Genomic DNA, 21,625 nt, shown 5'->3' on the forward strand with positions numbered 1-21,625 from the left:
GTCCGGCACTTGACACGACGGCAAAAACAGCGCCTAATGGACCCACTCCGACTTGGGCAGTCGAACAAGTCGTTCGGTCAAGATGAGCTGAACGCCCTACGCCACTCCCGCGAACAGGCGTTGACACTACAAACTCGAGCAACTATCTTGACCATATGCCCAAGTCAGTGATTCAAGTCACTGTCCCAAGAAATTGTGGCGGCTGAAGCAGCACCTGCCACGTGACGAGATTCCCCTGCTGACCACCTACCCGAAGGATGGAAGTCCGATGACCAGCACAACTCAGGCAGCCCTCGCTCATGTTCCGAACACCGCCACGGCGGACGAGATCGCAGCGATCGTCGAGCGCGACGGCGGTGTCATCATCGACGGGATGCTCACCGACGACCAAGTCGCCCGATTCAACGCTGAGATCGACCCGCACCTCGACGGCCTCCGGCCCGGGTCGCTGTCCTCGAATGAAGGGGTCCAGGACTTTCACGGTGCTCAGACCAGGCGCCTGACGAATCTCGTCACCTTGAGTAAGACCTTCCGCGAAGAGATCATCGATCACGACCTCGCCCTCGCCGTCGCGGACCGGGCGATGCTCGACTCCTACGACTCGTACTGGATGGGCACCGCCCAGGTGATCGACATCGGCCCCGGAAACAAGGCACAGCCGCATCACCGCGACCTCGAGAACTACCCGCCGTTCCTCGCACTGGGCCCCCACGGCCCTGAGGTGATGTGCAACTTCCTCATCGCACTGACCGACTTCACCGAGGAGAACGGCGCCACCCGCGTCATTCCGGGCAGCCACAAGTGGCCCGACTTCAACGACCGCGGTACCCCGGAACAGACCATTCCTGCAACGATGAAGGCGGGCGACGCCCTGTTCTTCAGCGGGAAACTGGCGCACGGCGGCGGGGCCAACGTCACCTCGGATGTTCGCCGTCGGGGAGTGGCCTTCACCTTCAACCCCGGATATCTCGTACCTGAGGAGGCGTATCCGCACGTGATCGATCTCGAGCTTGCTCGGACGCTGTCGCCTCGGGTGCAGCAGCTGCTCGGCTTCCGTTCCTTCCACGACGACAGCCACGGTTACCCCGGACTTTGGCAGGTCAACTACGACGACATCGAGGACTACCTCGGTCTGTGAGCCGTCAGCCCATCGTTCGCCGACACCTGCTCGGGCAGGATCCTCGCGTGGGGCCGCCCACGACCGATCGGAGTAGTACATGAATTCCACACTCGAAGGACGCGGTGCGATCGTCACCGGCGCGGCACGGGGATTGGGGGCCGCGATCGGCCGCGTCCTCGCCGAGCGCGGTGCCCGGGTCCTTTTCGCCGACGTGCTCGACGACGACGGCGAGAAACATGCAGCACAACTACGCACCGAAGGACTCGAGGTCCACTACACACACCTCGATGTCACCGATGAAACATCTTGGGGCGACGCGGTAGAACTGGCACAGCGCTGTGTCGGCGGCGTAGCGGTCCTGGTCAACAATGCCGGGATCTCCGGTCCTGGAGAAGGCATCGCCTCCGAACTCGAGGGGTGGGACTCCATCGTCGCTGTCAATCAGACGGGACCGTTCCTGGGTATGCGTGCCGTGACACCGGCGATGCGAGCTGCCGGAGGCGGATCGATCATCAACATCGCGTCCATCATGGGGTACGTCGGCGATCCCGACTACCTCGCATATACCGCCACCAAGGGCGCCGTCAGGCAGATGACCCGCAGCGTTGCGCTCGAACTCGCGGGCGATCGAATCCGAGTCAACACGGTATGTCCCGGCTACATCAAAACCTCGATGAACGACGACGAACTCGACCTCGCCTCGTCGATCGACGACACCCCCCTCAAACGGCTCGCCGAGCCGGCCGAGATCGCACGAGCAGTGGCCTTCCTGGCATCGGACGACAGCTCATACATGACCGGCTCCGATCTCGTTGTGGACGGCGGCTATCTGGCCCGCTAGGGCACCGGCGACTCGGCCGCCGGTCTACACTCCGGAGATCGCGTCTCGAAGATCTGTGGTCGCTCCTGCGCCGGATGGTAGCCGTCGAGTGCCGCATGCCGGCCGGAGGTCGGTTTCACTCCCCACCGGTCGGCCCGATCACGCTGCCGCCAGCATTCGGGAAGTGTTGTGAACATATAATTCACGCACCCCGAGGCATCATCATTCTGTTGTGTCGCGTGAACTCTGCACGTGCGCGACATGCCGGAGGTCGGCTTGCTGAAACCGGAAGCCGACCCTGGATATCGTTTGCCGATCCCCTCTCCCCCAAGAAGTTCCAACGTGGATGGGGATCGGTCGCCACTCTCGCCCGCCGACCCACGGTTGCCTCGAGACATGCGGTATCACTCGGCGCACGATGGTCCGCATCAATCACGCTGATTATTCGCGTAACCGTGGGCCAGGGCGCGGGTCTCGATCCCAGGAGACTTGTGTCGTGAGCGGTGGTCGAATTCCGCGCCCTCCTCAGAATCGAACGCACGCATGCAAACCAGTTCCGAGCTGCTGTCCGTCCGTCCAAGACATGGTCCGCCGCCCGCATCGAACAGCGCGATCCGATCCTCGTGAGGGCTGAAGTCACCGATTACGATGAGCGCTTTCGGACCGCGTAGCACACAAGATCTTCGCAGCGGCAACCTTATTGAGGCCGTGGAAACGAATATCGACGATCGCCACCCGGAGGAAGCACTCTGGGTTGACGTAGCAGATCAGTATCGTGCAAACCGGCATCCGCATCGATGGGTAATACGCAGGAAGTCGGTGTGGTCGGTGTCAGCACAGGTCCGGAACCGCAGGATCGGCAAGTCCCAGGCAGGTACGAAGCATGGCGGTGCCGACCGGTCGGTAGATTCTCTTCAGCCAGCAAATTTCGCCGCATCCTCCAGTCGCCGTACCCCGTGCACTTGTTGATGTTGTCCTCGGACATTGTCACCTCTTGTCATGGCTCCGAGCCGCAATCCTTCTCGGTCGGGCCTGCCGCTGCACCCCGCGATACGAAGCCGCGGAGCGCTGTCACACGTACCGCATTGGTTCAACGCGGCGCGACGCGCGGCATGCCTCGGGCTCGAGCCCCTCGGATTCGAAGAGGATCTTGCACGGAAGTACATCTACAGTCGTCGCGTTGCGAGATCCAGTCACGCGAGCCCGGCGCGGGCATGCCTTCCCCGATCGGGACGTTCGGAAACATCAACGTAACACCGGTACCTGCAGGTCAACAGTGTGTAACCGGGGATTCGGTGACGTTGACAGCGCACTCGAAGAACACGCCTAATTACTTGAGCCAACGACTTGATCGCTTGGACAAGATGGTCGCACAGGTACGAGTTGGCCGGGACCGCAGCGAAGCGCCTCGGTCAAGTGTTGACACATTCGGCTTGGGCAACTAACTTGACCGAATGACCCAGTCAGTGACTCAGCTCACGTTCGACGGAGGACGTGAGGGCAGTCACCAGAAGGTCATCCTCATGCCGAACCGAACCAAGAGGAAGTCCGCCGCTCCTGCCCGCATTCACCGGTCGATACGAGCGGCTACCGCATCCATCAATCGCTACTCGACGTCCCACCCCATTTGAAAGAGCAACTCTTGACGAGGCAACTACGGCCTGTCATCGTCAGGACAGGCCTGGAGGATCCAGCAATGATTGATAAACCGACATCTGCCGTCACTGGCGAGATCGAACTCCCCGGTCTTGATGAAGGGCATCTGAGTCGAACTCAGATCATCTCGCTCGCTCTGGCGTCGTTCATCCCTGCCGTGGCGATCGCCAGCTTCCCCGTTCTCCTGGTAGCCACCGCCGGCAACGGCAGTTGGTTGGCATCGTTGATCTCTGCAGTTGCGACAACATGCGTCGGCGTTGCCGTGATCACGTTTGCCAAGCGGTTCGTCGCCACGGGGTCACTGTATTCGTATATCGCCGAAGTCTTCGGCCCCTGGGCGCGCTACCTGATGGCCGCGACCCTGTTCCTCGGTTACCTTGCACAGATTCTGTCGATGTTATTGATCATCGGCCTCTACTCAGGCAGCTTCCTCCTGTCGGTGGGCGTCGATTCCGGGCTGGACCACGGCACCCAAATCTTGATCTACGTGGTGTCCGCGATCGTGGTCATCGCGGTGACGTGCAGGGGTCTGGACACGTCAGTCGTCGTCGCGGTTTCGCTCACCGTATTGTCGTTGCCGTTGATGCTGTTGATCACCGGTGCCAGCGCTATCCACACGGGCCTTCATCTCGGCGAACAGTTGTCACTGCAGGGCTCGACCACCAGCGGCATCATTGCCGGCATCGCTATTGGTGCCGCCTTTGTCGTCGGCCTCGAGAGTTGCGCTGCCCTGGCCGCCGAAACCAAGGATCCCAAACGCAATGTCCCCGCAGCCGTGATGAGCGTCCCGGTAATCCTCGGCGTCGCGTATCTCGCCGCAACGTTCCTTCAAATCCCCGGTTTGATGCAGGCCTCGGCGAACATCGAAGCAGGCATGTCCGGACCTGCAGCCCTCGCGCAGCAATCCGGCCTTGGCGAGGGAATCGGACAGGCATCGGATCTCGTCTTGGCGATCGCCACGTTCGCGTCCCTCATCGGCTTCGCCAACTACGGTTCCAGGTTCGCTGCGACACTGGCAGCGGACGGACTGCTCTCGATCCGGTTCGCGCAAGTACATCGTCGTCTACACAGTCCTGTCAATGCCATTCTCCTGACGGTCGGTGTCGGTCTCGTGGGGCTCGTGACCATGGTCGCGCTGGACCTGGGATCGCCGTTGACGATCTACTCTGCCGTCGCGACGCTGGTCGCATACTTCTGGGTCATTCCCTATGTCCTCATCTGCGCTGGAGCAGTGAGACTGGTCGCGCGCGAGAAGAAGCTGGGTGCGGGTCTGGTCACCGCGTGCACCGTGGGCGCGCTGACGATGGCATGGTTGCTTGTCAGCGCAATCATCAACCCACCACCGGCTCCGATCGACGCGATGACCTATGTGTTCGTGGTCGCCACACTGGTCTTGTCGGCAGCGTTCGCGGTCGCCGGGCGGAGACGCACCCAAGACTCCGTGAAATCAACGGAAACACGTCCGGTCACGCCTGATCCCGTCGCATAAGTCCCCTCGGACCCAGCCAAGAACAAGCAGGGACACGCCGATCGGGCGTGTCCCTGCTCATAGGTTTCGACAACACAGCAAGCCCATGGCTTCGTTCGAACCGTTGTACCCAACTCTCGACCGGCTCTCCCCCGGACCAGCGCAAAGCCGGCGGATCGAGGCAGCACCAATTCGGGGCGCAGCCCGCGCTTAGCGCTCAGTGGCAGGAACCCAGCCGGTAGATTCCGGCGACGCGTTCCATGCGCAGGCACGAGCAACATTTCGCAGGCAACACGGCGGTCACAACCCTGCCGAGCACTAGAAAGGAACCTGTCTGAAGCCCTCAGACGTGTTCCGAAGTCCGGTTCTACATATCGAAACCCTTCCCGCGCAATAGGGGTGGGCGCACTGTCGGCGGACCGGTCAGAATTGCAGTCACGACAACGTGCTGCCGCACAGCCCACTCCCCCCGCCTTACCTCGATGTACTGGTCCGGGGTGACCCGATGCCGGGTGCTGCGGTCTGACCGTCTTCCGGCCCGTCGAGAGCGCCAATGAGATCGACGTTCGGTTCGCGGTCGATGCGGGTCGCCAGAGGCTTTTCCTGGACGAAGAGTAGGAGGAAGACCGCGAGGATCACGAGTGGGACCATGTACAGGAAGATCGGGGTCAACGCGTCGTTGTAGGCGCCAATGATCACCTCACGTACCGGTTCTGGGAGGCTTTTGAGGATGGCCGGGGTCAGTGAGTTCTCGCCTCGAGGGAGCGCCGTGCCGGTGTCAGGCATCCGCTCGGCGAGAAGGTTCGTCAGGCGCGTGGTGAACAGGCTTCCGACGATCGCGGCTCCGAGTGATGCCCCGATCTGGCGGAAGAAGTTGTTGGATGCGGTTGCTGTTCCCACTTCACTTGCAGGGAAAGTGTTTTGGACGATGAGTATGAGGATTTGCATGCCGAGCCCGAGTCCGACTCCCATGAGAGCGATGTAGCATCCGATCACTGCCAGTGACGTGGTGGGCGTCAGTGTCGACAGCTGCACCAGGGCACCAGCGACGATGAGGGTGCCGATGATCGGGAACCACTTGTATCGTCCGGTCTTACTCACGACTAGTCCGGATCCGATCGAGGCGACGAGCAGTCCCGCCATCATCGGAATCATCAGCAGGCCGGCCTCGGTGGCATTCTTGCCTGTAACCATCTGCAGGTACGTCGGTAGGTATGCCAAGGCGCCGAACATCGCGATTCCGGTGATGAGACCCGCCACGGTGGTGAGAACGAAGTTGCGTTCGGCGAACAGGTGCAGGGGGATGATCGGTTCGGGAGAGCGACGCTCCACCATGACGAAGGCGATGGAGGCTCCGATCGCGCCGATGATGAGGCCGATGATGACGGTCGAACCCCAGGCGTAGGTGTTGCCGCCCCAGGTGGTGAAGAGGATGAGGCAGGTGGCTGCGACCGCAATCAGTGCCATACCCCAGCCGTCGATCGTGGGTTTGGTGGTACGGCCTTTGGGCAGGTGGAGGAACAATACCGCGGCAGCGATGGCGAGAAATCCCAGTGGCACGTTGATCCAGAATGCCCAGCGCCAGCCGATGCTCTCGGTGAACCACCCGCCCAGCAACGGTCCGCCGACCGACGCGAGTGCGAACACACCGCCCATGGCGCCCATGTACTTTCCGCGTTCGCGGGCGGGGATGACGTCGGCGATGATCGCTTGGGACAGCAGGATCAGTCCGCCGCCACCGAGCCCCTGAACCGCGCGTCCGATGATCAGAGCGGTCATGCCGGGCGCGAGGCCTCCGATGATCGACCCGGCGATGAAGATGCTGATGGCGCCGATGAACAGACCTTTCCGACCGATGAGATCGCCGAGTTTCCCGTAGACGGGCATCATGATTGTCGAAGCAAGGATGTATGCGGTGGTCACCCACAACATGTGGTTCACGCCGTTGAGTTCCCCGACAATGGTGGGCAGCGCGGTGCTGAAGATCATTTGATCCAATGATGCAAGCAGCATGGTAATCATCAAGCCTGCAAAAACCAGCACAATGCTGCGGCGATCGCTCGAAGATGCTCCTGCCGGACCTCGATCGGTCAGCTCCGGGGTGGCGTCCGGGGACGCCGGCGTCGGTGTGGTCATCGAGATCCTTACTTCTGAGGGTTTGCGGGCCGAATGATCTCGGCCATCAACTCGAGCGCAGGGGTGAGGAGTTCAGCTCGGGTCTGGTTCTTGTCGCTGTTCTGCCAGCGGCGGAAGACGTAGCGCATCGCGGCTCCCGCGGTCATGACCGTGGCACTGGCCTCCTCTTCGGCGTCCACTCTCCCCGCGAGGTGTCGCTGTTCCGGGTTGGCCAGTAAACGCTGCGCCACAAGTCGCGTCAGAGACTCCTCCAGTTCGTGCAAGCCCCTCAGGTGGCGCTGCAGAAGTTCCGGATTGCCTTTGATGATCTGGCGGCGCCGCGAGAGGAGATCGAAGTCGTCACCGAGGCCGTGTACCGCGGTCTCGAAGATGTGAATCACCGCGCGAAGCGGGTCTGCAGGGTATTCGTCGAGCAACCGGTTGACGGTGTCGTCATCAGGAGCGACGAGCACATCGCCGATGACCGCGGCATCTTTGGACGGAAAGTAGTTGAAGAAGGTCCTGCTCGAGACGTTGCTGGCGGCACAGATCATGTCTACTGTCACCGCGTCGTATCCACGCGCGCCCACCAGCTCGACAGCCGTCGTTTCGATGAGTTGACGAGTCGCCAGCCGTTTACGCTCACGCAACCCACCCTTTTCTTGCATACAGTGAATGATTGCACTCACTGTATATTTTGGCAATCCGCGGGAGGTTGAGACGGCTACACATGGACTCACCCATGCCAGGTGACCTGCGCTGATCGGCAAGGTCGCGCGTCAGTGCCCGGACACCGAGTCGACGATGGCGGCGCAGAGCAGGGCCGGTGAAGGTCTTCGTCCAGCCATCCGGGGTGCGCCGATCGACAGATCCTCGCACCGGGCGTCCCGGCGAATGTGCTCGAACAGTCGCACCCCGCGACGCCGACCCGAACCGTCACGGCGAACGGTGTGGTCACCCCGATCACCGCGCCCGTCCTTCTCGTCGACACACTCGTCGAGACTTCTCGCATACCTCCCGTGGCCCGCAAAGCGCGAGACTTTCACCAAGTTGACGTGCCGCTGTCAGTCCGAGTCTGCCGCGTCACCGTCAGGCAGGATCGAAAGGAATTGCATGCTATCGATATCGGACAGAACGAGTTCGCGGTCATAGGACAACCGAACCCTGCTCCCGAGCCATGATGTTCGCGACAATTCGACCAACTGTCGAGTATTTGCCAGTCGGGACTGGGCGTGCACCACTACGAGTGCCATGTCCAAGTACGAGTGCAGGAGTTCGGCCTGGAGCGTCGTCGCAAAGCCCATCTCCGCGAAACACTCTGCAACAACAGGTTGATCGGGTGCCAAAGAAACGATCGCCTCAGCGCCGGCCAACTCGGCCGGCGACCACGATTCCGTGAGGCCGATCGTATTTCGTCGACAAGATGTATCTCACGGGCAATATCAAGCGTCCGGTCGACACAAACTGCTTGAAGGTCCTCTCCAGTTCAGGTGGAACAGGAGCGCCCGAGGTGTCGTCCATCCGAGATCTCGCGTCGTGACCTTGCGCGATCAGCTGCTGCCGCCACGGTTTGTGCAGGTCGAGATCGAATCTGCCTGTCAGCTCTCGACCTGTCACATAGGTGCCGGATCCACCTAGACTCTCGAGGTATCCGCCTTCGACCATGGCCGCGGTTGCCCGGCGGACCGCCTGTACTGACTCGAGCCCGCCTCAGTGCTCGCTTCCCGTCTGTTCCACGACCCACGCGGCAATCTTTGCGCGGGAGGTGAATCCGAGTTTGGCGAGTAGATGCTCCACGTGGCCCTGGGCTGTGCGGGGCGAGATCACGAGTCGAGCTGCGATCTCCTTGTTGGTCAGGCCCTCGGCGACCAGGTCGGCGACCTGGCGCTCTCGTTTGGTCAGCTTCGGCGAAGTTGCCGCGGACGCCGAGGAAGTTGGTGCCGGCTCGCCGAGAGCGTAGGCGATGGCGGCTTCGAGCCCCAGGGCGCGGCCCTCCAGGCGGGCCGCATCGTATGCTCGCTCCCCGAGAGCCCGACGACCCGATTCCTCGCACTGCTCGTGGTGAGCGAGCATCGTCGGGAACACGACTCCGGCGCTGCCGATGGAGTGCCCGAGGGCCTCGGCCGCAGCAATCAGAACGATCGCGCGATGCGCGTCATGCTCGCCTGCGGCGAGCCAACCGAGAGCTTCGAGACAGGTGGCGACGGTTCTCGGGCTGTTCACCTGCCGTGCCAGACGCAGCGACTGTTCGAGTAGCCGCGCCGCCCGAACCGCATCACCCTGCCGCCACACTGCAACGCCCATACCCCACAGCGCGTACGCGCGGTACATCGATTCACCGCGCGCTTCCGTGGTTGCGCGCACCTGCTCGTAGCACTCGATTGCCTGCTCAGTTTCACCGAGGAGTTCGTGGGCTATCCCCAGCATGTGTAGCGCCCCGATGTGGAGTGGGTGGTTCTTCCGGCTGGTGAAAGTCGCGAGGGCACTGTGGAGGAGCGAGGGTGCACGACCGAGATTCCCGCTGAAGAGCGCGAGCATGCCGTCGGAATAGGCGACGAGTGCATGGACCAACGGGTCGGTCGATTGTTCGGCCAGTGCGCGCCCCTCCTCCACGAGTGCGGTTCCTACCGGAATGTCACCCTGCAATTCGGCTAGCACGCTGTCCGCATACAGCCCCTTGACTCTTTCGCGGGTAGGCAGCCTCGGAGCGCTGACCAGAAGGCGGTCGAGCCAACGCCGTCCCTCGCTGTACCAGCTCTGCGAGATCCAGAAGGGGAACAGGGCGGCGGCGAGACGCAGTCCTGTCTCGGGACTATCGGTCGCGCAGAACTCCAGCGCCTCTCTCGAATTCGACTGCTCCCGCCCGAGCCGGGCGATCCAGTCCAACTGCCTCGAGCTTATCCACTCGTCTTCCGCCGCAAGTGCCAACTTCACGTACCAATCCCGGTGCTGCCTGCGAAATTGGTCGTACTCACCGCTCTCCTGCAATTGCATGCGGCCATAGTCGCGCAGAGTCTCGAGCATCCGGAACCGCACAACGGTGCCGGCCTCTTCGCGGATCAGTATCGACTTGTCCACCAGTGAGGTCACCAGGTCGAGGAGATTCTCCGGATCCAGACCGCGGCCGCCGATCTGTTCGGCGGCGTCGAGTTCGAAGCTTCCGGCGAACACCGCCAGTCGAGACCACACCGCCTGCTCATCCGGTGTGCAAAGCTCGTAGCTCCAGTCGATACACAGCCGGAGAGTTTGCTGCCGTGAGGGCGCCACCCGGCTGCCTCGAGTCAGCAGCGCATAACGGTCGGTGAGCCGCTGCAGGATCTGCTCGGGGGACATCGCCCGGAGCCGAGCCGCAGCCAGCTCGATCGGTAGCGGCAGCCCGTCCAGTCGATGGCAGATTCGGGCGACTGCATCCTTGTTGGTGTCGGTGAGCTCGAACCCTGGGACGGCGATGGCGGCGCGGTCTACGAACAGGGTGACCGCGTCATAACGGGGTAGGCCCCGCAGCGTCGACTGCCGATCCGGGTCGGGCACCGTCAGTGGCGGTACCCGCAGCGCCGCCTCTCCGCCGATCCCCAGGGGTTCGCGGCTCGTGGCGAGGACCCGCACTCCTCGGCAGGCGCGCAACAGAGTCTCGACCAGCCCTGCCGCCGCGTCCACGATCTGCTCGCAGTTATCGAGAACCAGCAGCAATTCCCGGGGGGCCAGGAACTCCAGCAGTACCTCGCGCAACGATGTCCCCGCCTGTTCACGCAACCCGAGCGCGGCAGCCACTACATCGCTCAACGACATCCCATCGGACAGCTCACCCAACTCCACCAGCCATACTCCGTCATCGAACTCACGTCGCATATTCTCGGCCACTCGCAGGGCCAGACGGGTCTTGCCGACACCGCCGATCCCGGTCAGCGTCACAAGGTGGGAGACCGACAGCATCGCTTTGGTGTCCGTCACTTCACTCCGACGCCCGACGAAGCTGGTGAGCTCGATGGGAAGGTTTCCCTTGGCGCCGCGAGTGGGATGTGACGTCGGTTCGCGGTGCGCCAACGTAATGTTCTTGGCGAATGGTGAAACGTTTGCAACCGGTGATTGCTGCTGTGCGCCTGGTTCGGCGTGCAGAGACATCTCGTCGACAGGGAAGCCGTGGCGCAGCTGGATCCGCCGCAGTTCGTCACCGAGCTCAGCAGCCGAAGGCCGGTCCTGAGGATCTGCGGCCATTGCGCGTCCGATCGCCGCGGACACGTCGTCGTCGATTCCGTGCTCGCGTAGGTCCGGTACCGGCTGGGTGGTAATCCGCAGGAACTGGGCCACCACCTGCTCACCGCTGCGGCGCTCGAAGGCGGCATGACCGGTCAGGGCGCTGAACAACGAGGCGCCGAGTCCGTATACGTCCGAGGCCCGGCTCGGCGGATCTCCCCGGAGCACCTCTGGGGCTGTGAACGCCGGCGAGCCGGTCACTGTACCGGTGCCGGTCTCGAATCCGCCGGAGATGTGTGCGATCCCGAAGTCGCTCAATGCCGGATCTCGGTAGTCGGTGAGCAGAATATTTGCGGGCTTGATGTCACGGTGCAAGATCCCGAGCCGGTGAGCGGTCTCCACCGCCCCGGCCATCTTCACCCCCAGACGCAACGACTCGTCGATCGGGAGCGGCCCGTGTCGGCGGATCCGAACATCCAGCGAGTCCTGCGCGTGGTACTGCATCGCAATGTAGTGGAGACCGCACTCGGTGACGCCGACCTGCAGCACGTTGATGATATTCGGGTGTCCGCTCAGCCTGCCCATCGCCCGCTGTTCCCGGAGGAATCGCGCTCGATTTACCTCGTCCAGGTCAGCGGTGAGCACCTTCACTGCGACGACACGGTCCACGCCCGGCTGAGTGCAGCGGTACACGACACCGAACCCACCACGCCCGATCTCCTCGGCGTCGTCGAACCCTTCTGCCCCTAGCTGCGCAGCGACCCCTGCGCCCACGTTGCGTTGGGTTACGAGCGGATCATCATCGTCGGCCATCAGCTATCCAGCGATCCATCCGATCCGCGACGCTCGACGATCGACGCCGCGCATTCTCACCGTGAAAACCTGTGTTCTCAGGGTAACGCCGCCACCCGATGTCTCGGCCCCATCTCGAAGTTCTCTCAACCTCGATCCGCCGGGCAGTTCAGCTGTCCGGAACTCCCCGGCCGCGTCGTACTCGGTCTGCCGCGAAGCACACAGCTCCGCTGGCTATGTTTGCGCCTGGCATAGATATGCCCACCGCTCGAACTCCATCCGATCCCGCTCGTCAGCGTCATACGAGTCGAGACGATCCACGCCGTCGTGCCGCTTGCAAGCACGACACTTATAACCCAGTCCACTCATGGGAGGCTCGATTCTCGAGGTTCCGGCTGTATCAGTATGCGACGATGCGCTGTGGTAGGGGCATCCTCCAGGTACTGCGCGGCAGTGGGACGTTGGGTCAAGTCCCGGGGCGTGGTGTACGAGGTCGTCGTGTGACTCCTCGTGGGGTTATGCGGTCAGTGCCGCGGGTGTCACCTCCTGCTCGGGTTCGGTCGTGGTGGTGTGGTCGCGGTGGGAACGGGCGAGCACGTCGAGACCGAGATAGCGGCGACCCTCGATCCACTCGTCGTGTTGCTCGGCGAGGACGGCTCCAACGAGACGGGTCAAGGCGGTGCGGTCGGGGAAGATCCCGACCACATCTGTTCTCCTGCGGATTTCCTTGGTCAGCCGCTCCTTTAACCGGCCTTCGCGTGTGGGTCAATCGCAGACTGGCGATCTGGAGTCAGCGGTCGAGCCGGTGGAGGTGATCGGTCAGGGCGTCTGCAACGCGGTGGTGGCGAGCAGCTTCGTCGGGCCAGCCGCGGTCGCAGGCATCGGCTTCGAGTGCCTGGACGTCGGTGCGTTGCGCCTCGAGCGCGCCGCGGAACTCGGGTCCGGTGACGAAGTTGTCGCAGGTCTCGCAGATGTTGGCATAGGGACAGGCTCCGGCCGCTTCGTGCCGAGAACAGTAGCCATGGGCAACACGGGTTTTGAGCATCTCGCTGCCGAGCCAGCTGACGGTGTCGGGAACGATCGGCTTGCCGACCGGGGTAAGGGTGAACCGGCGGCGCATCTTGCCCATGGCCTGGTCGTAGGCGTCGCGCAACGTCGGCGATGCGAGGGTGGCGTAGCGGAGAGTCATCTGAGGAGTGACGTGCCCGAGCAGCGCCATCAACGCCTGCAGGCTCATCCCGGCATTGGCGAGCTCGGTGGCCCAGGTATGCCGCAGCTGGTGCGGGGTGACAATCAGGGGCCCGCCGCCAGTGCCGCGCAACCCAGACCGTTCAACGGCGGCGAGCAGCCCGTTGCGCAGCCGGGTCTGGCCGAGGCGGCGGCCGTGCGCGACGAACAGAAAATCGGTCAAAGCTCCGGTGCGCGGATGCGGCAGTGGTCGGCAGACGCCGCGTTGGGTGGTCCACTCGTCCAACACCGCGACGGTGGCGGCCGAGAGCGGCACCATGCGCTCGGTCGCGAGTTTGCCCAGCGGCACCTTCAGCCAGGTCCCGGCCGGGCCGTAGTCGACGACGCTGCTGAGCTCGAGATCGAGCAGTTCCCCGACCCGCAACCCCGCCCCGCGGAGCGCCGTCAACCCGATGCGGGCGAACGGATCCTCCAATCCGGCAACAGCGTTCATCACCACGCCGTCGACGTCGGGTGCCAGTGCGCGGGGCAAGGGTTGGTCGAGCTTGGGGACGTCGGCAGCGAAGACCAGCCGACGCGGTGGTGCCTGCTCCCAGCCCCATTCGGTGAGATCGTCAAGTAGGTTGCGCAGGCTCAGCACCGCCGATTGGATCACGGCCCTCGAGATGGTGCGTCCGGCGCCGGCTGCGGCGCGTTGCCCACGCCAGGTGCGGGTGCGGTTCCAGGCGAGGAAGCCCTCGATGTGACTGCGGTCGAGGCCGTCGAGGGACGTGACCTCGGGGTGGTGTGTGGTGAGGTAGTCGGCGAACGGCAGGAGGTCGTTGATCAGTGATTCGACGGATTTCGGGCGAAGCACGGCGGCTCGGACGGTGACGTAGCGCAACAACGTCTCGCGGATCGCGTCTGCCATCGGAACGTCGGCGAACCGTTGGGCGTGGCTGCGGGCCCAGGACCGGCGCCGTGGTGGAATGTCGACGATGCGGGCCTCGAACAGCACCTGCCGCAGACCCGCGATCCGGTTGCGGTATGCCCGCCGAGACGACGGCGGAATAGATTGTGTTGCAGCCAATGCGGCGTCGAAATCGTCGACGGTGTCGTTGGTGATGTCGCTGACGAGTCCGCCATGCCAGGCGAGCAGCACCGCCAGGCACTCGCCGAGGACGGTCTCGACCCACGACGGTGCCCAGCCCAAGGCCAGTCCGGCAGTCCGGGCCGCGGCGAACCCGTCCGGGTCGCGGGCCTCGACCGCACTCCCGAGTCCGGTGAGGTTCTTGACCGCGGCGAACTCGAGGTCCAGTCGCAGCTCGTCTCGACCGATGACGTGACACAACAGCGGCCACGCCCCGGTGCTGCGGAGTTCGGTAAGCCGGTCCGAGGCAGGCCGGGCCATCCATTCCCGCAGATCCGGGTGCACGGCCAGGAATGCGGTTGCGATGCGGGTGCGGCCGCGGACGGCTCTTCCGCCCAGCCCGAGGGTGGCGACGTGGTCGAGATAGCCGGCCAGCACCGTATCCGGGTCCACCACGGTCGGCCATGCCGTGGTCATCGCCGTGCCCCGGCGAGACTGGCCCGGGCGGCGCCGTATTCGGCGGCGAGCTGCTCGATCGACAGGTGCACGTACTCGGCGGTGGTCTCCGGGGAGGCGTGCCCCATCAACTCCCGCAGCACCATCAGATCGATTCCCGCGGAGGCGAGTTCGGTGCCGTAGGTGTGTCGCAGCCGGTGCGGACGCACCCGACCCGCGCCGGACAGGTCCCGGTGCCGCCGGAACAACGATCGCAACCCGGCCTCGGTCACCGGCGCCCCCACGGTGGGGCCCCGCAGCACCACGAAGCACTCCGGTGTGACCAACCCGGGTGGCCGCTCGAGGCGCAGATAGGCCGATAGTTCGGTGAAGAACACCGCATCGACCGGCACCACACGCTCCTTCGAACCCTTGCCGAGCACCCGCAGCCGGCGTCGACCGAAATCCACCTCCGCCAACCGAAGCGATCGCACCTCGGCGCTGCGCAGACCCCCGAGCAGCATCGCCCACACCATCGCCCGATCCCGATGGGTGCGCAGCGACGAGACGAACACGTCCACCGCGTCGGCGTCGAGGGATTCGGGCAGCAACCGCGGCTGGCGCACCAGACGGCCTCCGGCCCGGGGCCGGCCGGGCCCGAGATGCCCGAGCAAACCCCGCCCCGACGGACGTAACCCTTGACCCCGCCGGGGTGAGGGCACCGGATTGTCGGCGCGCACCCCGGTCATCACCAGGTACTCGAACAACGCCCGCACCGCCGCGACCCGCCGGTTGATCGTCGACGCCGCCGCCGTGCGCTGCCTGCCGTTCCTCGTCGTTGCGCCGGGTCGGGGATCACGGCGCACGCCCTGCCAGTCGATCCACTCGAACACGGTCACCGGCGTCACCGACGCCAATCCGAGATCGCGGGCGATCAGGAACCGCGCCAGGTTCAGCACATCGAAGGCATACGCCCGCACCGTCGCCACGCTGAACGCACGCCCGGCCAGATGTTTGAGGAACGCGTTCGCTGCCGCGCAACCCTCCCACTCGCCGACCACCACATAACCGTCGTCCACCGCGTGCACCCGAACGGCCATCGCCTGCTCCTCTCCGATCGAGCCGACACCGTCAGCATGCGCCCCATCCGGCCATCGGCCCCGGACCTCACGCCGCGCATAGAATCGTGTCGCCCGAGAGCCGGTTAACCGATCGCGGATTGTTACTCCAGATCTGTTTCCAGATCTGCTTGGGAAATGCGGTGAACGCCAACAGATCCGATCGGGCAGCGTCGAGGTGGTCAGCGACCTTCGGCAATTTCTCCGTCAGGGCGTCGATCACTCGGTCGTATTGAGCATGAACGGAATCGGCGTCCGGTTGGTCGTAGACCGAGTGCAGCAACCAGCGACCGGAGGAACGCCAGCCAGCCGGCACCATCCTCGGCGGAGGTCACATCGATCCCCAGGATCTCCCGGTAACCCTCGGCGTTCACCCCGACCGCGACCAGCGCGTGCACGTTCACCACCCGCCCGTTCTCCCGGACCTTGAGCACCAGGGCGTCGGCGGCGACGAACGTGTACGGCCCGGCATCCAAGGGTCGGCTGCGGAACGCCTCGACCTGGGTGTCGAGGTCCTTGGCCATGACGGACACCTGCGACTTCGACAGGCTCGTAATGCCGAGGGAATCGACGAGTTTTTCCATCCGGCGGGTCGAGACGCCGAGCAGGTAGCAGGTGGCCACCACCGAGGTCAGGGCACGTTCAGCGCGCTTGCGGCGCTGCAGTAACCAGTCCGGGAAATACGAACCCTGACGCAGCTTAGGGATGGCGACGTCGAGAGTGCCGGCGCAGGTGTCGAAGTCACGGTGTCGGTACCCCGTTGCGGCTGTTGACGCGGGTCTCGGATCGTTCACCGAAACCGGCGCCGCACAGACTGTCGGCCTCGGCGCCCATCAGGGCGTCGATGAACGTGGACAGCAAACTCCGCAGCAGATCGGGGCTGGCGTCGGTGAGGCGATCGGTCAGGAACTCGTGCAGGTCGATATCGTGGGCAGTGGTCATCGCGTGCTCTTTCGTCGAGTCGAGTTGGTAGCTCTCTCGAAGAATCACGCGATGACCGCCTGCTTTCCGGCTACGACACGCCGGTGACGTTCTGATCCGGCTCGTACACCATCGTCATGGACGCAACCGGACGTTGATGCGTCGGCCATCGGGCGAGCTGCCTTCGGAACCGTTTCTGGAGTCGCCATTCCTTGCGTTCTTCCTCCGTGAAACCACCCCAAGTGCCGTGGGGTTCGGCCGTTTCCAACGCGTGGTTCAAGCACGCCGCTCGCACTGGACAGCGATCGCAGACCAGTTTGGCGGCACGTATCCGTTCCGCCCGCGCCTCGCCGCGTTCGTGGTCCGGATGGTAGAAGATTGTCGTGTCGGTTCCACGACATGCAGCGGACAACTGCCAGTCCCACACCTCGGAGATCGGTATAGACATCCCACGCGGGTCAGCTGTCAAGCGGCCGCCGGTTGCGCTTCCGTATCGAGGTCGGGCCAGGCGGCGTGCTCGTCCCAGGGTTCGTCGTGTTGCAGGCACCACCACAGCCGCCCGAGGAGCTTGTTGGCGAGGTTACGCAACGCCGCGTTGTGGTGGTCGCCGACCGCTCGTCGCTTGTCGTAGTGCGCGCGGGCGCCGGGTGATTTGGTGAGCGTCGCGAACGCCCACCAATGGCACGCGTCGCCGAGTCGCTTGTTTCGGACCTTGCGAGCTTTCACGTAGTGCGAGCGTCCCGACGCCCTGGTGATCGGTGCTGTGCCCGCGAACGCACGGAGAGCTGCGGGTGTCGGGAAACGTTCTCCATCGTCGCCGATTTCGGCGAGGACTCGGGCGGCGAGAATCGGCCCGAGGCCGGGGACCGAGCGCAGGAGCTGTGCCTGCGGGTGTGAGTCGAAACAGCGCCCGAGTTCGGCCTCCAGCGCATCGACCGCCTCGTGCATCGCGGCAATGATGCCCAGCAGCCCGGTCACCGCGTGACCGAGGGCCGCCTCGACCTGCGGTGGCTGCCGCAGCGCCGGGGTCTTCAGATCGGCGAGGATCTGCTCCACCAGGCCGGGGTCGTTGCGGCGGCCACAGCGGTGCAGCAACGTCACCAGCCGGCGGCTGGTGAGTTTTTGTCCCGTAGCGGGAGTGGGCACCGCGGTCAAGACGGTCAGCGCGGATCGGAGTTTGAGATTCGGAAATGCTTGCAGTGCTTGCGGATAGAATTCGAGCAGCACCGATCGGAGGCGGCTGATGGTCCGGTGCAGCGCCCAGATCGCCTCCTGGTGTTGGCGAGCGAGTGCTTTGACCGCTCGCCCGTGCTCGCTGATTGCCGGCAGCACGCGGTGCACGTCGGGATCGGTGCGCAAGATGTTCGCCAGTATCGCGGCATCCCCGGGGTCTGATTTGCCACCGGCCTGGGCATGCCGTTCGCGATAACGTGCCACCGCCCGCGGGTTGATTGGGTAGACGGTGAACCCGGCCTCGGCGAGGGCGACGACGATCAGGTTCTTGTCGGTTTCGATGGCGATCGGCGTGTCTTCCGGGGTGCCACCGCTTTCCGCGATCAGTCTGAGGAGGTCGTTGAAACCGGCCGCGCCGGTGTCGATCCGTGCGCGGGCGACGATGTGTCCCGTTTCGTCGGCGAGCGCAATGTCGTGGTGGATTTCGGCCCAATCAATACCGCAGGTGATCCGCATACCGATCCTTCCCTTGCTGACAGCGAACCCATTCCGGTGAGCTCGAGGCCGGTGCGGCGACCTCATGGACAGCGCTCACGGCGCGGCATCTCACAAGCCGATCACGAACCTCGGGACGACTGGCAGGGCCACCGTCTATATTCAGACCTCTCACACAGTCCGGTGACATCATCGGCAGTGATCACCTTCCAGCAGCTCACCGTCTCAGACTGCGCCCGGATCGGTAATATCTCAGTGACCACCCGCCAGCCGCTTCTCCGTGTCGGATCAGGTCCGACTCACCCATGAGGTAGTGTCAGTAGCTTTGCAGGCATCCCTATTCCTTCGTGACTGCTCGGATGCCGGGAACTGACCGGCCCGTAGTGTACGAAGCGTTCGAGGTTGCATCCGGTCTCGACGGAGAAGAAACTTCACGGAGGCGGGGGGCCAGATCCCGCTCGAAGAGTTCCAGGAACCGCTTCTGATCGTGCCCGGGAGCATGGAACACGAGGTGGTTCAACCCGGCATCGAGATACGGGCGGATCTGCGCCACCGCCTCATCCGGATCCGACGCCACGATCCACCGCTTCGCCACCTGCTCGATCGGCAACGCATCCGCTGCCTTCTCCATCTCGATCGGATCGTCGATCGAATGCTTCTGCTCCGGCGTCAACGACAACGGCGCCCAGAACCGCGTGTTCTCCAACGCCAACTCCGGATCCGTGTCATACGAAATCTTGATCTCGATCATCTTGTCGATCTCCGCCACATCACGGTCGGCCTTCTCCGCCCCCTCGGCGACCGCAGGCATCAACTTCTCCGTGTACAGCTCCATGCCCTTCCCGGACGTGCAGATGAACCCGTCACCGCTCCGACCGGCGTACCGGGCCACCACCGGACCACCGGCGGCGATGTACACCGGAATCCCACCCTCGGGCACGTCGTAGATCGACGCCCCCCTCGTGGTGAAGTACTCCCCCTCGAAATCGACCCGATCACCGAGCCACAGCTCACGCATCAACCGGACCGCCTCCCGCAGCCGCGCGAACCGCTCCTTGAACTCCGGCCACTGACCCGCGAAACCTGTCGCGATCTCGTTGAGGGCCTCACCGGTACCCACGCCGAGCATGATCCGTCCCGGGTACAGACACCCCATCGTCGCGAACGCCTGCGCCACCACCGCCGGGTTGTACCGGAACGTCGGCGTCATCACCGACGTCCCCAGCTGCAACCGTGACGTGCGCTCCCCGACCGCCGTCATCCACGCCAACGAGAACGGCGCGTGACCGCCCTCGTGCCGCCACGGCTGGAAATGATCCGACACCGTCGCCGAATCCATCCCGTGTGCCTCCGCCAGAACACCCAGCTCCACCAACTCCCGCGGACCGAACTGCTCCGCCGACGCCTTGTAACCCAACTTCATCATCACGCCTCTACCCATGCTTTGAGCGGTTCCAGAACCTCACCCGCGAAACGTCTGAGGGTATCTGCGGCGGCGAAGTCGTGGAACCGGAGTACGAATAGTTCCACTCCGCGTTCGTGTTCCCGCTGAAACTGCTCGACCAGCTGCGCGGTAGTGCCGACGAGGGCGGCTCCCCACGCAGGTACCGGCATCCGCCGCGCAGTCAGTGCTGCCACGTGTTCGACGTCCGATTCGTCCGCTGCCATTCCGACGGCGTACTGGGCGGAGATGCGAGCTCGACCTTTCAGCTCGGACAGTTCCTCGAGTCTGTTCCGCGCTCCCCCGACGCAGTTCCACCAATCGGCGTACCGGGCGACCAGCGGCATGGTCAGCGTCGGGCCACCACCACCGATGTGAATGGGGATCCGGCCGTGCACGGGACGTGGAAGTCCGAACGCGCTGTGCAGCTGGAACTGCCGACCCTCGTAGTCGAAGGGCTCACCGGTGAACATCAGTTCCAGGATCTCGAGAGTCTCCCCCAACGCTTCCGAGCGCTCGCGTTTGGATCCGAGGGGAAATCCGAACGCGGTCAATTCAGACTCGACTGAGCCCCAGCCCAGTCCCAGATCGAGCCGCCCCCCACTGATCTGGTCCAAGGTGGCCGCCATTTTCGCGAGCAGCGCGGGATGCCGGAACGGATTGCATCCGACGAGGTGGCCGAGTCGTATCCGCGACGTCACAGCCGCGACTGCCGTCAGCAGAGTCCAGCTTTCGAGCATGTCGCACGGAAGAGCGCCCGGCGCGTAGAGGTGGTCCATCAGCCAGAAGGAATCGAACCCGCACTCTTCCACCACCGTCGCGGTCGCGAGTACGGAGGTCACATCCATCTTGAACTGGGGAACGTAGACGCCGAACTGCAGGTCACCCATCCGGTGGCGTACGTCGGCCGTCACGGCTGCCCGGGTAGCAGTCGCAGGAACAACGCTTCGGCGTCGGCCAGCAGTCCGTCGCCGTCGAGGAGGCGCCCCGTGATCCACGTCTTGCGACCGTCGATCCGGTCGATGGATGCTTCGACTCGCAACTTCCTGTGGATGGGAGTGATCTTCCGATAGTTCACCTTCAGGAACGCCGTCCGCGATCCCGGCTGTCCCTTGATACTCACGAAGATCCCGAGCAGATCGTCGAACAGTAGCGGGATGGTGCCGCCGTGGACGGCACCGTTTCCGCCCAACTGGGCGTCGGTGAACTCGACGACCGCGACCATGTCCCGGTCGCGAAGTTCCTGGACCGTGTACGGGATCAGCACCGGATGTCCCCGGCCGGTCAGATCGGGCCGGCGCGGGTAGCGTTCGAGTTCGGGCACCCGGAACTCGGTCAGCCGCTCCGTCGCATCGCGGAACTCCCGGTTCAACTGCGCCATGAGTTCGACCGAAGGCGCTGCTGCACACAGTGCGGATTGCAGTTCACGGAACGTCTCGACGAGCTCACCGAACTCGCGGCTCCCCGGCATTTCCTCCGCCACGTCTCGCGCCCACTCGCCCGGATGATAGGGGGACGTCGTCACGTATTGTTCGCTCGGCACAGTCGATTTGGGCACTGTGGCTCCTTCGTCTCGCTCCTGATCGTGGGAAGCGGACACCCGCGCGCTCCACCGGAACG

At 64.1% G+C, this 21,625-nt stretch carries 13 protein-coding genes and 2 pseudogenes; 3 read left to right on the forward strand and 12 right to left on the reverse strand.

The genetic code is table 11. The features are described 5' to 3' along the window. The first annotated feature begins 268 nt into the window (after positions 1 to 268). From JVH1_RS39965 to JVH1_RS39975, 3 genes are all read left to right on the forward strand, one after another. A complete protein-coding gene (locus tag JVH1_RS39965; protein ID WP_009480695.1) occupies positions 269 to 1,138 on the forward strand; it encodes a phytanoyl-CoA dioxygenase family protein in 870 nt (289 codons plus the stop codon). A 79-nt stretch (positions 1,139 to 1,217) separates the two neighbouring features. Continuing rightward, the gene (locus JVH1_RS39970) at positions 1,218 to 1,961 is read left to right on the forward strand and encodes an SDR family NAD(P)-dependent oxidoreductase (RefSeq protein ID WP_009480694.1); all 744 of its coding nucleotides are present in this window, start codon (positions 1,218 to 1,220) and stop codon (positions 1,959 to 1,961) included. 1,675 nt (positions 1,962 to 3,636) lie between these two features. After that, on the forward strand, positions 3,637 to 5,085 hold the full coding sequence (locus JVH1_RS39975) for an APC family permease (protein WP_009480690.1): 1,449 nt from the start codon (positions 3,637 to 3,639) through the stop codon (positions 5,083 to 5,085). 453 nt (positions 5,086 to 5,538) lie between these two features. Here the strand turns inward: JVH1_RS39975 and JVH1_RS39980 are convergent, their stop codons facing one another. The 12 genes and pseudogenes from JVH1_RS39980 to JVH1_RS40035 form a co-directional block, all read right to left on the reverse strand. Then, on the reverse strand, positions 5,539 to 7,200 hold the full coding sequence (locus tag JVH1_RS39980; protein ID WP_083849930.1) for an MDR family MFS transporter: 1,662 nt from the start codon (positions 7,198 to 7,200) through the stop codon (positions 5,539 to 5,541). 8 nt (positions 7,201 to 7,208) lie between these two features. Beyond that, on the reverse strand, positions 7,209 to 7,847 hold the full coding sequence (locus JVH1_RS39985; RefSeq protein ID WP_043783032.1) for a TetR/AcrR family transcriptional regulator: 639 nt from the start codon (positions 7,845 to 7,847) through the stop codon (positions 7,209 to 7,211). Between the two features lie 1,042 nt (positions 7,848 to 8,889). Continuing rightward, positions 8,890 to 12,186, reverse strand: a complete 3,297-nt coding sequence (locus tag JVH1_RS39990; RefSeq protein WP_009480683.1) for a protein kinase — start codon at positions 12,184 to 12,186, stop codon at positions 8,890 to 8,892. 495 nt (positions 12,187 to 12,681) lie between these two features. Continuing rightward, positions 12,682 to 12,906: pseudogene (locus JVH1_RS39995) on the reverse strand (transposase); the annotation flags it as partial. Positions 12,907 to 12,955: 49 nt separating this feature from the next. Then, positions 12,956 to 14,899 carry a tyrosine-type recombinase/integrase gene (locus tag JVH1_RS40000; RefSeq protein WP_043783006.1) on the reverse strand — a complete coding sequence of 648 codons (1,944 nt, stop codon included), beginning with the start codon at positions 14,897 to 14,899 and terminating at the stop codon, positions 12,956 to 12,958. Further along, positions 14,896 to 15,957 (reverse strand): tyrosine-type recombinase/integrase, encoded by a 1,062-nt coding sequence (locus JVH1_RS40005; RefSeq protein WP_043783004.1) that lies wholly within the window; start codon positions 15,955 to 15,957, stop codon positions 14,896 to 14,898. Before JVH1_RS40005 ends, JVH1_RS40000 begins: the two co-directional genes overlap by 4 nt. A gap of 112 nt (positions 15,958 to 16,069) precedes the next feature. After that, positions 16,070 to 16,917 (reverse strand): annotated as a pseudogene (locus JVH1_RS40010) (transposase); the annotation flags it as partial. Between the two features lie 70 nt (positions 16,918 to 16,987). Continuing rightward, positions 16,988 to 17,344, reverse strand: coding sequence for a WhiB family transcriptional regulator (locus JVH1_RS40015; protein WP_043777184.1), 357 nt, complete (start codon positions 17,342 to 17,344; stop codon positions 16,988 to 16,990). A 17-nt stretch (positions 17,345 to 17,361) separates the two neighbouring features. Continuing rightward, on the reverse strand, positions 17,362 to 18,585 hold the full coding sequence (locus JVH1_RS40020) for an IS110 family transposase (RefSeq protein WP_009472472.1): 1,224 nt from the start codon (positions 18,583 to 18,585) through the stop codon (positions 17,362 to 17,364). 316 nt (positions 18,586 to 18,901) lie between these two features. Beyond that, on the reverse strand, positions 18,902 to 19,990 hold the full coding sequence (gene fgd / locus JVH1_RS40025) for a glucose-6-phosphate dehydrogenase (coenzyme-F420) (RefSeq protein ID WP_051033616.1): 1,089 nt from the start codon (positions 19,988 to 19,990) through the stop codon (positions 18,902 to 18,904). After that, positions 19,990 to 20,919, reverse strand: a complete 930-nt coding sequence (locus JVH1_RS40030) for an LLM class flavin-dependent oxidoreductase (protein WP_371113131.1) — start codon at positions 20,917 to 20,919, stop codon at positions 19,990 to 19,992. Before JVH1_RS40030 ends, fgd begins: the two co-directional genes overlap by 1 nt. Continuing rightward, the gene (locus JVH1_RS40035) at positions 20,916 to 21,563 is read right to left on the reverse strand and encodes a PaaI family thioesterase (RefSeq protein ID WP_009472471.1); all 648 of its coding nucleotides are present in this window, start codon (positions 21,561 to 21,563) and stop codon (positions 20,916 to 20,918) included. The genes JVH1_RS40030 and JVH1_RS40035 overlap by 4 nt, the downstream gene beginning before the upstream one ends. Positions 21,564 to 21,625: the final 62 nt, after the last annotated feature.

The organism is Rhodococcus sp. JVH1 (assembly GCF_000280725.2).
Lineage (GTDB): Bacteria > Actinomycetota > Actinomycetes > Mycobacteriales > Mycobacteriaceae > Rhodococcus_F > Rhodococcus_F jostii_A.

Excerpts from the sequence above, each read along its gene's own strand:
- JVH1_RS40015 (WP_043777184.1), bottom strand. The coding sequence starts at position 17,344 with ATGTCTATACCGATCTCCGAGGTGTGGGACTGGCAGTTGTCCGCTGCA.
- JVH1_RS39990 (WP_009480683.1), bottom strand. The coding sequence starts at position 12,186 with ATGGCCGACGATGATGATCCGCTCGTAACCCAACGCAACGTGGGCGCA.
- JVH1_RS40020 (WP_009472472.1), bottom strand. The coding sequence starts at position 18,585 with ATGCGGATCACCTGCGGTATTGATTGGGCCGAAATCCACCACGACATT.
- JVH1_RS39985 (WP_043783032.1), bottom strand. The coding sequence starts at position 7,847 with ATGCAAGAAAAGGGTGGGTTGCGTGAGCGTAAACGGCTGGCGACTCGT.
- JVH1_RS39965 (WP_009480695.1), top strand. The coding sequence starts at position 269 with ATGACCAGCACAACTCAGGCAGCCCTCGCTCATGTTCCGAACACCGCC.
- JVH1_RS39980 (WP_083849930.1), bottom strand. The coding sequence starts at position 7,200 with ATGACCACACCGACGCCGGCGTCCCCGGACGCCACCCCGGAGCTGACC.
- JVH1_RS40000 (WP_043783006.1), bottom strand. The coding sequence starts at position 14,899 with ATGACCACGGCATGGCCGACCGTGGTGGACCCGGATACGGTGCTGGCC.
- JVH1_RS39970 (WP_009480694.1), top strand. The coding sequence starts at position 1,218 with ATGAATTCCACACTCGAAGGACGCGGTGCGATCGTCACCGGCGCGGCA.
- JVH1_RS39975 (WP_009480690.1), top strand. The coding sequence starts at position 3,637 with ATGATTGATAAACCGACATCTGCCGTCACTGGCGAGATCGAACTCCCC.
- fgd (WP_051033616.1), bottom strand. The coding sequence starts at position 19,990 with ATGATGAAGTTGGGTTACAAGGCGTCGGCGGAGCAGTTCGGTCCGCGG.
- JVH1_RS40005 (WP_043783004.1), bottom strand. The coding sequence starts at position 15,957 with ATGGCCGTTCGGGTGCACGCGGTGGACGACGGTTATGTGGTGGTCGGC.